Origin of the sequence: Streptomyces sp. NPDC000151 (assembly GCF_040301705.1) — a bacterium.
In the GTDB taxonomy this organism is placed as follows: domain Bacteria; phylum Actinomycetota; class Actinomycetes; order Streptomycetales; family Streptomycetaceae; genus Streptomyces.
Genome location: NZ_JBEPFC010000035.1, coordinates 38,062 through 51,694, shown reverse-complemented (window position 1 = coordinate 51,694; position 13,633 = coordinate 38,062). Strand labels below are relative to the sequence as shown.

Here is a 13,633-nt window from a genome sequence, read left to right as displayed (position 1 = left end):
GCACGGCGCGGAAGGTGTCCCGGCGCAGTCGGCGCTCCGTCTCCGGCGAGTGCAGTGCGCGCAGCAGGTGCGGCGCGGCGAGCCGGGCGGCGTCCTGGAGGGCCGCCGCGGCGTCGTCGGACAGCCCGCCGGCCGGTTCGATCGCCCAGAGCGTGCCGAGCGGCAGCGCCCCGGCCCGTACGGTGACGGCGGCCCGCGCCAACTCGTCGCCCTCGGCCGGGAAGCGGACGACGCCCGGCGCGGCGAGCACCTCGCGGTACTGGCGGCGCTGTTCGGGGATGTCGGGGACCCGGCGCTGGAGGATGCCGCGCTCGCGCAGGGCGTCGATGCGCTGGCCGGGAACCTTGGAGTACGCGACGACGTTCTGGTCCAGGTCCTCGATGGCCACCGAGCCGCCGGCCACGGCCGCGAGGGTGTCGGCGAGCGCGAACAGTTCCTCGCCGCCGGCCGGTGACGCGCCCGCCGCGCCGCCGATCCCGTACGCCGCGAGCGCGCAGCTCAGCTCCGCGTCCACCTGCCGCCACGGCACCGCGTCCCCGGCCGCCAGTACCGCGATCCCGCAGCCGGCCGCCGCCTCGACCAGCCGCGCCGGGTCCTGGCCGCGCTGCTTGACGACGACGGCGGCGAACCCCAGTGCCGCCGCCCGCCGCAGCACCGCGCACGCGTCCGGGTCCGTCACGTCGGTACCGACGAGCAGCAGGACCGCGGCGGGCGAGGGCGGCAGCGGGTCGCCCGGGTCGTGGATCACCGTGCCGCGTACGGGGGCGTCCAGGCCCGCGGGCGCGGCCAGCACCCGCACGAGGACGCCGGGCGCGCCCTCCACGAGCAGCCGCAGCGTGCCGGCGGCCCGCTCCCCCAACGGCCCGCCCGACGCGACGACGGGCCCGGGAACCGCAGGTCCCGACGCGGCGGCCGGCACCGACGCGGGCGCGGCGGCCGACGCGGAGGCAGGCCCGGACGCGGGCCCGGAGGCCGAGCCGGAAGCCACCGTCGTCACCCTTGTCGAATCGGACAACCGGGGCCTCGTTTCCTGCGTCGATCGGCCGGGGTGCCGGCCCGTGCGGGCTGCCACGATAGCCGCGCAGCCCGCCGCCGCAGTGACAGGAGCCGCATCCGTGACCATGACCGCCCGACCGGCCCCGGCCCCCGCCGCCGACCTCGTAGGACTCTTCCCGCCCGGCTCCCACCTGGACCGGGACGGCGAGCTGGTGGTCGGCGGCTGCCGGCTGACCGACCTCGCCGAGCGCTTCGGTACGCCCGCCGTGATCGTCGACGAGGCCGCCCTGCGCGACCGCGCCCGGCAGTACGTACGGGCCCTCGCCGCCCATTGGCCGAACAGCCAAGCCGCCTTCGCCTCCAAGGCGTTCCCCTGCACCGCGGTGATCCGCGTGCTCACCGAGGAGGGGCTGGGGGTCGACGTCGCCGGGGGCGGCGAGCTGGCCGCCGCGCTCGCCGCCGGCGCCGACCCGGCCCGCATCGTCGTGCACGGCAACGCCAAGACCGACGAGGAACTGGCCATGGCCGTCGAGGCGGGCGCCGGGACGGTCGTGGTGGACAACGAGGACGACATCGACCGCCTGGAACGCCTCGTACCCAAGGGCGCCGAGCAGCGCGTCCTGCTCCGCGTCATCCCGGAGGTCGAGGCGGACACGCACGAGGCGATGGCCACCGGGCAGCGCGGCTCCAAGTTCGGCCTGGCGGTCCCGGACGCGGTCCGCGCGGCCGCCCGGCTGCGGGCGAGCGACCGGCTGCGCCTGGAGGGCCTGCACGTCCACGTCGGCTCACAGCTGCTGGACACCGCACCGTTCGCGCGCGCCGTGGAGGCGCTGGGGGCGCTCGGCGAGCTGGGCGAGCACGCGGTGTACGACCTGGGCGGCGGCCTCGGCGTGCGCTACACCTACGACGACCGCCCGCCGAGCATCGAGGAGTACGTCCGCACCCTCACCGACGCGGCCCGCACCCGGCTCCCGGCCACCGCCCGCCTGATCATCGAGCCCGGCCGCTCCCTGGTCGCCGGCGCCGCGCTCACCCTCTACCGCGTGGTGACCGTGAAGCCGGGCCCGCGCACGCTGGTGGCAGTCGACGGCGGCATGGGCGACAACCTGGAGCCGATGCTCTACGGGCAGCGCTTCGAAGCCACGGTCGCCGCGCGCGTGGGCGGCGGCGAGCCCTGCGACCTGGTCGGCCGGCACTGCGAGTCCGGCGACACCCTGATCCGCGACGTCCCGCTGCGCGCTCCCCGGGTCGGCGACGCCATCGCCGTACCGGTCACCGGCGCGTACTGCTACTCCCTCGCCAACAACTACAACGGCGCCCGCCGCCCACCCGTCGTCTTCTGCCACCACGGCACGGCCCGCGAGGTCGTCCGCCGCGAGACGTACGAGGACCTCCTGCGGCGGGACGTACGGGAGGCGTGATGCCCGGACCGCAAGCCCGTGGAACGGGCCAGGAGCGGTGACAGGGCCGAACCCCGCCCAGTTTCCGGGTGGTTCACCGTGCGTCCTTGCGGATGCGGAAGGCGATGGCGAGGGCGACGAGGAGAGCGGCGCCGACGGTGACGGCGCCTGCGGTGAGCAGGACTGGAGTACTGGAGTCCTGGTCGGCGGTCGGAGCGGCGTGCACGGACGGGTCGTCGGTGGGGTCGTCGGAGCGGGCGGCCGAGCCGGGTGTGGTGCCGTTTCCCTTCGCGCTGTCGTCGCTGTGGCGTGCCGGGTCCCGTGCTCCGTGTGCCGCGTCGGCGGGGTCCGATCCGTTGTCGGAGCCGGACGCGGGCGGGCGGCGCGTGCCGTCGTTCGCCGATCCGGCACCCTCCGAGGTGCCGGGCCGGGCGGTGCCGGCGGGGGCCGTACCGTCGCTCCCGCCGCTGTTTCCGTCGTTGTTTCCGGAGGGTGTCGAGCCGGACGGCGCCTTTGACCGAGTGATGTCGAACGACGCCAGTACCGCGTTCTGGCCGGGGTCCAGCGTGCACGGCACCTCGGTCTCGCCCGGGTTCACCTTGCCGTCCGCGTCCTTCGGGACGACATGCAGCGTGAGGTCACCAACGGTGATCTTCGCCTTCCCCGGATGGTGGAAGGTACGCGCCGGTGCGTAGCCGGCGCCCTTGACGTCGAACGGGCCGGACTCCGGGACGCTGGTCCTGGGCACGGTGAACGGCACGACGACCTCGGCGTCGTCCCGGGGCGCGGTCACATGGACCCGCGCGTCCACCCGGCCTTCGACGGTTTTGACGCCGATCCAGTTCAGGCCGCTCGTCCCGGCGCCGCTGACCCGCGACCTCGCGTGGATCGCGAATCGGCGGGTGGGCTTGCCCACCACGGCCGACCTGGTGACGTCCGCGTCGATCGTCACCGCGGCGTGCTGGCTGACCGACTGCAATGAACAGGTGTAGTTCAGCGTGCGGGAGACGGGGGCCGCGGCGGCCGGGCCGGCTCCCGTCGCCCCCACGAGTCCGCCTGTGACCCCTGCGACCGTCACCAAGCCCGCGGCTCCCCGGGCCACTCGGCCGTTCAGGGCGGGACGGCGCCTCCGGCCCGTCCCGATCCCGTACCGGTGGTGCATGCGCTTGCCAGTCGTCATCTTGCCTCCCCCGTTGTACGTGTGTACGTGTGGGCCTATGAGACAGGATGCAACCGCCGTGTACGGGGTTTGTCACTGTCCGGGTCCAGCTTCATCACCGGGCCGGCCGGCGCTCGCGTCACTTACCAACTCAGTTGCTCTTGATGGTGTGTTGGTGCGTTGCTGCTCGCGCGCCGAGTACGTCTGGGCCAAGTGGTCCCGGAGTTCGGCATGCCGGAACTGATAGACCGCACCGGCCTGACGCAGCACACCCCGTTCGCAGGCGTCGTCGAGGAAGGAGATCAGCGCCCAGGGCAGCCGGCCGGTCAGCGGCAGCCAGATGCGTGACAGCGCTACCCACTGCCCCCAGGCGGTGAAGCTGAGCCCGTAGCCGAACCCGCCCGCGAAGGCCGCCTCGACCGCGAAAACCAGGCCGGCCAGGAGCCCGACGACAAGGCCCTCCCCGAGGCCGGGCGCCGGACTGTCCATGAGCCCGACGCCGATTCCGGCCGGAATTCCGAACACCAGCCCCGAGACGAGCATCTGGAAGAGCACGTTCCTGCGGTTCTCGTTCAGCAGGACAGAGGGGCTGACGGTGTCCGTGATCTCGCTGGGGACTTCGAGCCAGGCCATGATCGACAGCACCAGCCCGATCCCGAGCCCGACCACCAGCACGAACAGGACCGCCCCCGCCGGCCCGCCGTCGAGCCCGTCCCCGAGTCCGATCGGCTCGACCACTCCCCTGTCCACGAGTACCAGCGCGAGCGCACCCGGCGTACCGAAGGCGACACCGACCATGAAGCGGCGGAGGAAGCTCCCGCGATTCTCCCGCGTCCTGCTGAAGACCTTCACGCGCACGCGCGACGGCTTCGCCTCGGCGCGCCGGGAAACGAACGCGTAGAGGCAACCGAAGCCGAGGCCGGCCACGAGCCCGTGCAAGAGCCCGACCACGAGCCCCCGTTCGACCGCGAACCCGAGTCCGTAATGCGTCCCGATCAGGTCCACGGGAAGGTTGCCGATCGCGGTCGGCACCCCGAAGGACAGTGCGGCCAGGAAAGCGATCATGAGAATGCGAGCAGGCCGGCTGATGGTGGTGGTGCCCAGCTGCCACCAGGCGAGGTTGTACGTCCTGCGTTGGACGAGGTGTGTGGCGAGATAGCCGAGCCAGTGCTCGGCACGATTCCGGTCCCACTTCCGCCGGCCGCGGTGGCCGGAACCGCGGGAGTCGCCCGCCGGCCCGTCATCGTAGGCGGCGGGCGTGAACGCGGCCAGGAGGTGCTTCCGCAGGGCATCGGGGCCATCGAAGTCAGTGGTGTCCAAGAGATCCGAAGGCTCGCGGCCGGCGGTGTCGCTGTAGATGGTGCGAGCCATCGCGACCATCAGCGGGGTGGTGAACACCTTGGCGAGGTTGTCCGCACCCGGGCTCCGTGGCTGTGCGTGCAGGGCGTCCAGGACGGGTGCCCACACCGTGTTGTGCAGGCCGCCGCCCTCGCCGGGTCGACTGGAGCGAGGCAGGTAGTCGGCGAGGTCGCTCAGGGTCAGGTCGTCCAGCTCCACGACAGCGGCGCCGGTGAGCACGTCGGAGTCCGCCACGGCACGGGCGTACTCCTTGGGGCGGCTGGTCAGCAGGAACGGCAATTTCGTGGCGTTGAGCGAGGTGAGCGCGCGGTCCTGCAACCCCTTCGCGATCTCGTCGAACCCGTCGAAAACAGGCAGCAGCCAGTCCGCGTCGATCAGGGCATGGGCCAGGTCCCGTTCCGGTGCGTCCGGGTCCGGGGCCGCGAGGCCGGGATGGTCGCGTACCAGTTGATCGCGCATCCAGTCGCGCAGGGAGGTGGTCTTCGGGTTCCAGGAGACCAGGCCGAAGATCACCGGTATCCGGCCGGGGACGCGGGCTTCCAGCCAGTCCAGCACGAAGCGCATGGTCAGAATCGTCTTGCCCGACCCGGCCGCGCCGAGCACCACCAGTCGACGGGACGGGATGGACAGATACTTCCGTACGATGCCGCCGAGCCAGCCGGCCAGCGGGAGCGGGCCGGGGTCCGTTCCGGGCGGGGCCTTGCGGATGTTGGCCCAGTGATCGGACACCGGCCTGTCGGTGAGGCGGTAGCGTACGGCGAGCGGACGCGGGTCGTGCACCCTGCGCCGCCGCTCCTCGTCATCCCACTGGCCGTAGACCGCTTCGACGAACTTCCCGGCCGCTGCTCTCAGGTTCGGCTTTTCGGCGGCCCCCAGCAGCTCCGGCAGGCCGACGGGCTGTTGCGGGGCCGAGGAACGCGGAAGCTCGTCGAGTCCGTCGGGATCGAGCGGCAGGCCGGTCAAGTCGGCCAGTTCGCCGATCCGTTCCGGAGTCAGGGACTTGTACCAGAGGCTCACCGGGCTTGCCGTGAGCCTTCCGAGCCCGTCGGACCGCTGGTGCTCACTGATGATCCCGATCAGGCACCCACCGCTCCACACCGCGGCCCCCGACATGCCCTCCCAGGGAGAACGGTTCGGATCGGGGTCGTACTCCGGAGCCTGCAGCCTGGAGATCTCCAAGGTGCCTCGACGCAGGTACGCGAGCGGGTCGGCCTGGCCGAGCGCGTGGTGCGTATCCCGGTACGAGGTGAGCACATCGCTGCCCGGCGACGCGACGCCGCGCCGCAGCCTGAATCTCGGGAAGCCGAGCGCTTCGCAGTCCACCACGCGCGCGACGCGGCCGAACCGCACCGGTGCCGTCTCGGCGGCGTACCCGCCGCCGGCGCTCGGCCCCTCCGCGATCTCCAGCAGCGCGACATCCACAGCGAAGTCCATCCAGACCGGCTCGCCGGGCACCTCCCGTACGCCGCCGTCTTCCATGACGAACCGCACCTGCACGGACGTCGCGTCGCCCACCACATGCGCGGCCGTGAGCACCACCCCCGCGCTCACGCGGTAACCCGATCCGCGCCGGCCCGCGCCCGCGCGGCGCGAGGTGATGATCTGGACCGCTCGCCCGGGCTGGAGCCCCTCGGGCTCCGAAGTCCGGCCCACGGCCGGGTTCACTGCTCGTCGGCCTCAGCCGGACCGGCGACGAACGGCGAGGCGTCGGATCCGCTCAGGGTCGGCTGCAACGTCAGTTTGAGGTGCTGGGTCGACACGGTGCCCCTCGTCGCTTCCGCCCCCGACTCCACGACCCAGAAACGTACTTTGCCTCCCGCCTGCCCCGTCCGCTCCAGCGCGACCGACACCTCCAGCTCGATCGGCCCCAGTTCAAAACGCAGCGCTTCGCCCTCCGCCGCAGTGATCGACTGCTCCAGCTCCTGCCGTAGGTTCCTGATCACATTGGCCAACTCGATCACACCAGGCCCCTTTGCCATACACCCGTCACTGATTACCCAGGACTGTAGGCCGAACGATGCGCCAGCGGCGCCGAGTTGACACAGATCAGCGGGAGTACGTCCGCCGCCGGCTGTCGCGCCGCCGGCCGGTTACGGGAGCCAGGGAAAGCGCGCCAGTCGGCCACGCACGTCGGCGGACAACAGCGGTGCGACCGCCGTGCGGTACCTCTCCGCCGCCTGCCGCGGCCCCGCTTCGGGGTCGTTCCCGGACAGTGCGTCGGGGTCCCCGTTCAAGCTCCGGGCCGGCGCCCCCGAGCGGCAGAGCGGAATCTTCGGTGCCTGGCGGATGAGCTGGTCGCCGCCGCCCGAGACGGCATACGGATCGATGTCGTAATCGTGGTCACCGGTGAAGTATCCGACCACGCCATTGGCGAAGCATGCCGGGTTCCTGATCATGTTCTCGGAGTAGCAGATGCCGTCGTTGGTATGGCAGATCTCCTTGACCGTCAGGTCGCCGAAGCCGCGCGGCCCCTTCATGGTCATGCCGGGCAGGAACGTGGGCAGGTTCGTCTCGATGCCACCGGGGCCGCCGTCCGCACCGGGACGCCGGGGGTCGCCGTAGAGCACTCCGCTGATCCGGTCGTGCGGGACGGCATCGCTGCCGGAGAGGGCGGCCAGCTCGTCGCCGGCGACGAGGGCGCCCTGCGAGTAGCCGGCGATGGTGAGGTGGCTGGCGGGGCACGTGCCGTGGAACTCTTCGACGGCCGCGTCGAGCTTGGCGATGCCTTCGGCCACGGAGTCGTCCAACGACACGGGGTCGCCGGGGTAGGGAGCGATCGACGCCGAGTAGTGGATCTTCGTGTACGCCACGCCTTCGGGGAGCGTGGCGTTGCTGCGGTCGTACACCGTGGCATCGCCGTCGAGATGCCCGCCGACCTCGAAGATCATGGTGCTCGGACAATCGGCCCGAGTCTGTGTCGGGGTCTGCGCCTGCGCCTGTGCCTGTGCTTGTACCTGCGTCGGCGTCTGCGGGGAGGCCGCGACGGCGTGCGGCGCGCTCAGCGCCAAGGCGGGCAGCGCCACGCACATCGCCAGTAACGATCGCGCCTGTCTCATGTGCACCTCGTCTCGAATCCGCCGGGGAGGAACGGGTGTTCCGCCCCCGATGCGCCGCCAAAGCTAGCGTGAGAGAGGTATGGCGAACAGAGGTGTTCGTGAGCGTAGGGGGTTCCTGACAGTGCCGTGACGCGCGTTCCGCGGACGGCTCAGGAGCGCCTCTCGCGTTCCTCGAGCGCGCTGATGGCCGTGGCGGTGAGGCTGTTGGCGATGTGGTCGCGCATGAGCCGCCCGGCCCGGTCCGCCTCCCCATCGACGATCAGGTCGACGAGGCGACGGTGTTCCTCGAGGTCGCGGGTGCGCGGTTCATCGCCGGGCGGCAGGTCGAGGCCGAGGCGGCGGTAGCGGTCGGACTTGTCCCACAGGTCGTCGAGCATCTTGATGAGGACGTCGTTGCGTGAGGCCCGGTAGAGGGTCCGGTGAAAGACGCGGTGGGCGGTGAGGGCGTCCTCGCCCCACTGCCGGGTCACGGGCAGCAGTTGCTCAACCGCCGCACGCATGGCCGCGATGTCCTCTTCGGTGCGGCGCCTGGCGGCGAGTTCGGCCGCTGTGGGGTCGAGGGAGAGGCGGACCTCGAAGAGTTGGCGGGCCTCGTCGGCGGTCATGGTCGACACCCGCACGTCGCGGTGGGTCTCGACGGTGAGCAGCCCCTCGCTGCTGAGGCGCCGGATGGCTTCGCGCAGCGGCGTGATGCTCATGTTCAGGGAGTCGGCGAGGTCGTACTGGGCCAGCCGTGAGCCGGCCGGAAGGCTGCCGGTGAGGATCTGGTCGCGCAGTTCCGCGTAGGCGAGGTCACTCTTGCTGAGGAACATGTTCGGACTTGCCATTGCCCCCTGTGAGTCCCTTCCGGGCTTTCCCGACCCCTTGACACTTCCAGCCTGTTCGCCTCAGCCTAACACCCTCGCAACTTGCAACTTATAAGATACAAGGAGGATGCGGCGATGAAGATCACCAACGTCTACGAGGGTGTCGTCCCGATCAGCTCCTCGATCCGCAACGCGTGGATCGACTTCTCCTCGATGGACTGCTCGATCGTGGCGATCGAGAGCGATGTCATCCGGGACGGCAAGCCGGTGGTCGGCTACGGCTTCAACTCCAACGGCCGCTACAGCGCGGGCGAGATCCTGCGCCGCCGGATCCTCCCCCGCCTGACCGCGGCCGAGCCCGGCAGTCTCCTCGACGAGCAGGGCGACCTCGATCCCGCCAAGGCGTGGGACATCATGATGCGCAACGAGAAGCCGGGCGGTCACGGCGAGCGCTCGGTCGCGGTCGGCGTCGTGGACATGGCGCTGTTCGACCTGGCGGCCAAGATCGCGGAGAAGCCGCTGTACCGCTACCTTTCGGAGCGCCACGGCGACGGTGAGCCCGACGACTCGGTATTCGTCTACGCCGCCGGCGGCTACTACGCCCCCGGCAAGACCCTTGCCGACCTGCGGGCCGAGATGCGTGGCTTCCTCGACCAGGGCTACGACGTGGTCAAGATGAAGATCGGCGGTGCCGACCTGGCCGAGGACCTGCGCCGCATCGAGGCCGTCATCGAGGTTCTGGACGGTGCCGGCTCCCGCCTCGCCGTCGACGTCAACGGCCGCTTCGACCTGGCCACCGCGCTCGAGTACGGGCGGGCCATCGAGCCGTACAACCTGTTCTGGTACGAGGAGATCGGCGACCCGCTGGACTACCACCTCAACGCCACCGTGGCCGAGCACTACGCAGGCCCGATCGCCACCGGCGAGAACCTCTTCTCCCTCCAGGACGCCCGTAACCTGATCCGTTACGGCGGCCTGCGCCCCGACCGCGACACCCTTCAGGTCGACCCCGCGCTGTCGTACGGTCTGACCGAGTACCTGCGCATTCAGGACATGCTCCGGCAGCACGGCTGGTCCTCGCGCCGCTGCATCCCGCACGGCGGCCACCAGTTCTCCCTGCACATCGCCGCCGCCCTCAAGCTCGGCGGCAACGAGTCCTACCCGGGCGAGTTCCAGCCCACCGGCGGTTTCGCCGACGACGCGGTCGTCGAGAAGAGCCGCGTCGGGCTGACCGACATCCCCGGCATCGGCTTCGAGGGCAAGGCCGCCTTCTACAAGGTGCTGCGCGCCCTGCACAGCTGACCCCTCCGCGACGCACCGCGACGCGCCCGCCTCGGTGCGGGCGCCGTCCAGTCGGCGCGGCTCCACCCACGCGCCACGTACGACCCCTGGGACCACGAGCCGCCGAGCGCGGCCCCGGCCCCTTACGGAACAGGGCTACACAAGATCGTCGTGCAAGGGAGCACCAACGATGACATCCACTGCCGCCGCCGGCCCACCCCAGCGGTCGAGGCTCAACCGTCTGCTGCGTGAGCTGTGGTTCCAGGTCGTCCTGGCCGCCGTCCTCGGCATCGCCGTGGGACTGGCCGCACCGGGATTCGGCGAGGCGCTCAAGCCGCTCAACGACTGGTTCATCGCTCTGGTCAAGATGATCGTGATCCCGGTCGTCTTCTGCGTGGTCACCACCGGCATCGCCGCCATGGACAACCTGCGCAAGGCGGGCCGCATCGGCGTCAAGGCGATCGGCTACTTCCTCGTACTGTCGCTGGTCTCGATGCTCATCGGCCTGGTGGTCGCCAACATCTTCCACCCCGGCTCCGGCCTCGACGTGGACCCCTCGACGCTGCGGGCCGAGGACGTCCCCGAGACCGCCACCGAACACGCCACCTTCACCGGTTTCGTCTCCTCCCTCATACCGACCTCACTGCTGGGCGCGATCACCGGCGACGCGATCCTGTCCGCGCTCATGGTCTCCATCGTCTTCGGCGTGGCCCTGAACATGGCCGGCGAGGACGGTGCCCCGCTCACCCGCGGCATCAAGGCGCTGTCGGACGTCGTGTTCCGCATCGTCGGCTGGGTCATGCGCCTGGCCCCGGTGGGCACGTTCGGCGCCCTGGCCACGGTGGTGGCCACCTACGGCGCCGAGAGCCTCAAGCAACTCGCCTACCTGATCATCCTGTTCACCGCGACCTGCGTCCTCTACGTCCTCGTCGTCCTCGGCGCCGTCATGCGCGCCTGCCGCCTGAGCCTGTTCGGCCTGATGCGCTTCCTCAAGGCCGAACTGCTCGTCGCGCTCAGCACCTGCTCCAGCGAAGCGGTCCTGCCGCAGCTCGTGCGCAAGCTGGAGACCCTCGGCATCGGACGGCCGGTGGTCGGCATCGTCATCCCCTCCGGGTTCTCCTTCAACCTGGACGGATCCGCCGTCTACCTCACGATGGCCTCCCTGTTCCTGGCCCAGGCCATGGGCATCGATCTGTCCTGGCAGCAGCAGCTCGTCATGGTCGGCGTCATGATGCTCACCAGCAAGGGCACCGCGGGCATCGCCGGCGGCGCGTTCATCGTGCTGGCGAGCACCGTCACCGCCGTCGGCCACATCCCACTGGCCGCCCTCTCGCTGATCGTCGGCATCGACCGCATCCTCAACGAGGGCCGCGTCTTCATCAACGTCCTCGGCAACGCGGTGGCCACCATCGTGATCGGCAAGTGGGAGAACGACTTCGACGCCGAACGCGCGCACGCCGTGCTCCACCCGGGCAAGACCCCGCCACCGCCGCCGCCGGCCCCGCTCGACACCACCAAGGTCGGCGCCGACAGCTGACCGGCCGGCCGATGGGGCGCGTGGCTTCTTCCCCCTGCTCACACCCGCGTTAGCCGGTCGTTAGCGGAGCACCAGCTCCGCGATAGTGGCCCCGATCAGAGTGGGTGACGTACCGAGAGACAACGCCACCGACTGCCCCGGGGAACCCGAAATGAGCTCCAGCACCACTCGCCGCACCGCCCGTCGTCGCGCTCTGCGCATTGCCGCCGCGGCCCTGACCGCAGCCGCCGGCCTCACCCTGACCGCCTGCTCCGGCTCGGACGCCGCCGACGCGAAGTCCGCGGGCCACACGAGCACGAGCGCAGCCGCCACCAAGTCCACCACCAAGGGCGGGTCCGGAGGACAGAGCTCCGATGCCGAGATCGGCACCGAGTCGGGCGCCGCAGCCAAGCCGTCGGGCAGCAAGCAGGCCACCGGAGGTGGCGAGACGGCATCCCCGGTCCGCACCCAGCGCTTGGCGGACGGCATCAGCAAGGCCGAGATCTACAAGCTCGACTCCCAGCACTACCGCGCCAAGATCGTCGCCCGCGGTTCGGTCGTGGCCACGATGGAGACGACGGGCCAGGACGCCGACGCCGGGCTCGACGCCAACGACATGTTCGTCGTGCTCACGATGGGCGGCGAGGTCCATTCCTGGATGGGCGGGGGGCACCAGGGACCGGGCACCTTCAAGCTCGCGGGCGGCTGGACGGCCAAGGTCACGAAGGTCGGCGAGCTGCGGTACCGCGCGCAGATCATCGGCTCCGAGGGCGTGGCCGCCACTCTGGAGACGAAGGGGCACGACGCCGGGGTCGACGCCAACGGCGTGTACATCGTGCTCAGCAACGGCGGCGTGATCAGCGCCCACGAGTAAATGACCGACCACCACGCGCCTGGGCGGGGCTCCCTCGCCCAATGCGCAGGTCAGATCGATTTTGCTGTGGTGGGGCGGGTGGGACTCGAACCCACGGCCGACGGATTATGAGTCCGCTGCTCTAACCGGCTGAGCTACCGCCCCCGTCACGGCGCGCCGCGCACATTTGTGCGCGCCGTCTGCCGCAGCATAGCCGCTCATACGATCTGCTGCCCGTGAGGGTGGGCGTCGAGCGCGGAGCGGTCCGCCGCGTGCGATCGTGAAGACTGCGATCACCCACTGTTCGGTTCCACCCAGAGGATCACTCTTTGGAGTGGTCCGAGTGTTCGATTCCCAGCGGGGTCCGAGCGGCTTCCGAGCGAGGTGCCCAGCGGGGTCCCGGGCACGAAAAAGGACCCCTCGCGGGGCCCTCTTCCTCTGCTCCCCCGACTGGACTCGAACCAGTAACCCTCCGGTTAACAGCCGAATGCTCTGCCAATTGAGCTACAGGGGACTGCGCTCCCCCGACTGGACTCGAACCAGTAACCTGCCGGTTAACAGCCGGCTGCTCTGCCAATTGAGCTACAGGGGATTGCTCTGTGTGCCACGAATGCACTCCGGTCCGGGCTTCCGGACGGCGTGCGCTCGCTGCGACACATACATTAGCGCAAGCAGGGGGGTGCTTTGCCAATCGGTATGCCCATGGGTGATCACCCGGGCCCCGGGTACCGGTGAGAGCAGTACAGCCAGCGGCTCGCCGCTTCGACGGGAAGTACCCGGGAGCGGGACCGACAGACAGAGAGGTGGAGCGATGCGCTACCGGCTCACGTTCATCGCGGGACTGGCCATCGGATACGTGCTCGGCACCCGGGCCGGGCGGGAGCGGTACGAACAGCTGCGCAAGAGCGCGCAGCGGGTCGCGCAGAACCCCGCCGTCCGCAACACCGCCGAGTCCGCCGCGCAGACCGGCCGGCAGGCCGCGAACAAGGCGTACGACGCGGTATCGGCCAAGGTCGGCGACAAGATTCCGAACTCCGTCCAGGACCGCGTCCGTTCGCTGCGCGAGCAGCGTTCCGGCACGGAGGACGACTGGGGCACCAGCAACACCTAGCGTGCCGCGCCGGGCGGACCCGGCCGGACCCGCCGGTCTCCCCGGCCGCCGCGGCGCGGCCCCGGGGAGACCGGCTTTCCGTACCCGCCCCCGCAT

Annotated in this window: 10 protein-coding genes, 3 tRNA genes and 1 pseudogene; 5 read left to right on the top strand and 9 right to left on the bottom strand. The window is 70.8% G+C overall.

Features of this window, described 5'->3' with window-relative positions:
* Positions 1–988 (bottom strand): annotated as a pseudogene (locus tag ABT381_RS13435) (hypothetical protein); the annotation flags it as partial.
* A 133-nt stretch (positions 989–1,121) separates the two neighbouring features.
* Here ABT381_RS13435 and lysA point away from each other — a divergent pair.
* The gene (gene lysA / locus ABT381_RS13430; RefSeq protein ID WP_351592395.1) at positions 1,122–2,417 is read left to right on the top strand and encodes a diaminopimelate decarboxylase; all 1,296 of its coding nucleotides are present in this window, start codon (positions 1,122–1,124) and stop codon (positions 2,415–2,417) included.
* 73 nt (positions 2,418–2,490) lie between these two features.
* Here lysA and ABT381_RS13425 read toward each other — a convergent pair whose 3' ends face one another.
* From ABT381_RS13425 to ABT381_RS13405, 5 genes are all read right to left on the bottom strand, one after another.
* The gene (locus tag ABT381_RS13425) at positions 2,491–3,444 is read right to left on the bottom strand and encodes a DUF6801 domain-containing protein (protein ID WP_351592392.1); all 954 of its coding nucleotides are present in this window, start codon (positions 3,442–3,444) and stop codon (positions 2,491–2,493) included.
* A 204-nt stretch (positions 3,445–3,648) separates the two neighbouring features.
* Entirely contained in the window at positions 3,649–6,567 is a 2,919-nt protein-coding gene (locus ABT381_RS13420; RefSeq protein ID WP_351592389.1) for an NACHT domain-containing protein, read from the bottom strand.
* Between the two features lie 8 nt (positions 6,568–6,575).
* The gene (locus tag ABT381_RS13415) at positions 6,576–6,875 is read right to left on the bottom strand and encodes a trypco2 family protein (RefSeq protein WP_351592387.1); all 300 of its coding nucleotides are present in this window, start codon (positions 6,873–6,875) and stop codon (positions 6,576–6,578) included.
* 129 nt (positions 6,876–7,004) lie between these two features.
* Complete coding sequence (locus ABT381_RS13410; RefSeq protein ID WP_351592384.1) at positions 7,005–7,970, bottom strand: cutinase family protein; 966 nt, start codon at positions 7,968–7,970, stop codon at positions 7,005–7,007.
* A gap of 149 nt (positions 7,971–8,119) precedes the next feature.
* Entirely contained in the window at positions 8,120–8,797 is a 678-nt protein-coding gene (locus ABT381_RS13405; protein WP_351592381.1) for a GntR family transcriptional regulator, read from the bottom strand.
* Positions 8,798–8,911: 114 nt separating this feature from the next.
* Between ABT381_RS13405 and ABT381_RS13400 the strand changes: the two genes are divergently transcribed.
* The 3 genes from ABT381_RS13400 to ABT381_RS13390 all read left to right on the top strand — a co-directional run bounded on the left by ABT381_RS13400 (position 8,912) and on the right by ABT381_RS13390 (position 12,447).
* On the top strand, positions 8,912–10,078 hold the full coding sequence (locus tag ABT381_RS13400) for a mandelate racemase/muconate lactonizing enzyme family protein (protein ID WP_351592378.1): 1,167 nt from the start codon (positions 8,912–8,914) through the stop codon (positions 10,076–10,078).
* Between the two features lie 169 nt (positions 10,079–10,247).
* Complete coding sequence (locus ABT381_RS13395) at positions 10,248–11,594, top strand: cation:dicarboxylate symporter family transporter (protein WP_351592375.1); 1,347 nt, start codon at positions 10,248–10,250, stop codon at positions 11,592–11,594.
* Positions 11,595–11,745: 151 nt separating this feature from the next.
* Positions 11,746–12,447, top strand: coding sequence for a hypothetical protein (locus tag ABT381_RS13390; RefSeq protein WP_351592372.1), 702 nt, complete (start codon positions 11,746–11,748; stop codon positions 12,445–12,447).
* 67 nt (positions 12,448–12,514) lie between these two features.
* Here ABT381_RS13390 and ABT381_RS13385 read toward each other — a convergent pair.
* The 3 genes from ABT381_RS13385 to ABT381_RS13375 form a co-directional block, all read right to left on the bottom strand.
* Positions 12,515–12,591, bottom strand: a tRNA-Ile gene (locus tag ABT381_RS13385).
* Between the two features lie 276 nt (positions 12,592–12,867).
* Positions 12,868–12,940: transfer RNA gene (locus tag ABT381_RS13380), tRNA-Asn, on the bottom strand.
* Between the two features lie 5 nt (positions 12,941–12,945).
* Positions 12,946–13,018: transfer RNA gene (locus ABT381_RS13375), tRNA-Asn, on the bottom strand.
* 219 nt (positions 13,019–13,237) lie between these two features.
* Between ABT381_RS13375 and ABT381_RS13370 the strand changes: the two genes are divergently transcribed.
* Positions 13,238–13,537 (top strand): YtxH domain-containing protein, encoded by a 300-nt coding sequence (locus tag ABT381_RS13370; RefSeq protein ID WP_351592369.1) that lies wholly within the window; start codon positions 13,238–13,240, stop codon positions 13,535–13,537.
* Positions 13,538–13,633: the final 96 nt, after the last annotated feature.

Bases quoted from the DNA above. Each gene is read 5' to 3' on its own strand.
- ABT381_RS13405 (WP_351592381.1), bottom strand. From the start codon at position 8,797: ATGGCAAGTCCGAACATGTTCCTCAGCAAGAGTGACCTCGCCTACGCG.
- ABT381_RS13395 (WP_351592375.1), top strand. From the start codon at position 10,248: ATGACATCCACTGCCGCCGCCGGCCCACCCCAGCGGTCGAGGCTCAAC.
- ABT381_RS13390 (WP_351592372.1), top strand. From the start codon at position 11,746: ATGAGCTCCAGCACCACTCGCCGCACCGCCCGTCGTCGCGCTCTGCGC.
- ABT381_RS13410 (WP_351592384.1), bottom strand. From the start codon at position 7,970: ATGAGACAGGCGCGATCGTTACTGGCGATGTGCGTGGCGCTGCCCGCC.
- ABT381_RS13400 (WP_351592378.1), top strand. From the start codon at position 8,912: ATGAAGATCACCAACGTCTACGAGGGTGTCGTCCCGATCAGCTCCTCG.
- lysA (WP_351592395.1), top strand. From the start codon at position 1,122: ATGACCGCCCGACCGGCCCCGGCCCCCGCCGCCGACCTCGTAGGACTC.
- ABT381_RS13370 (WP_351592369.1), top strand. From the start codon at position 13,238: ATGCGCTACCGGCTCACGTTCATCGCGGGACTGGCCATCGGATACGTG.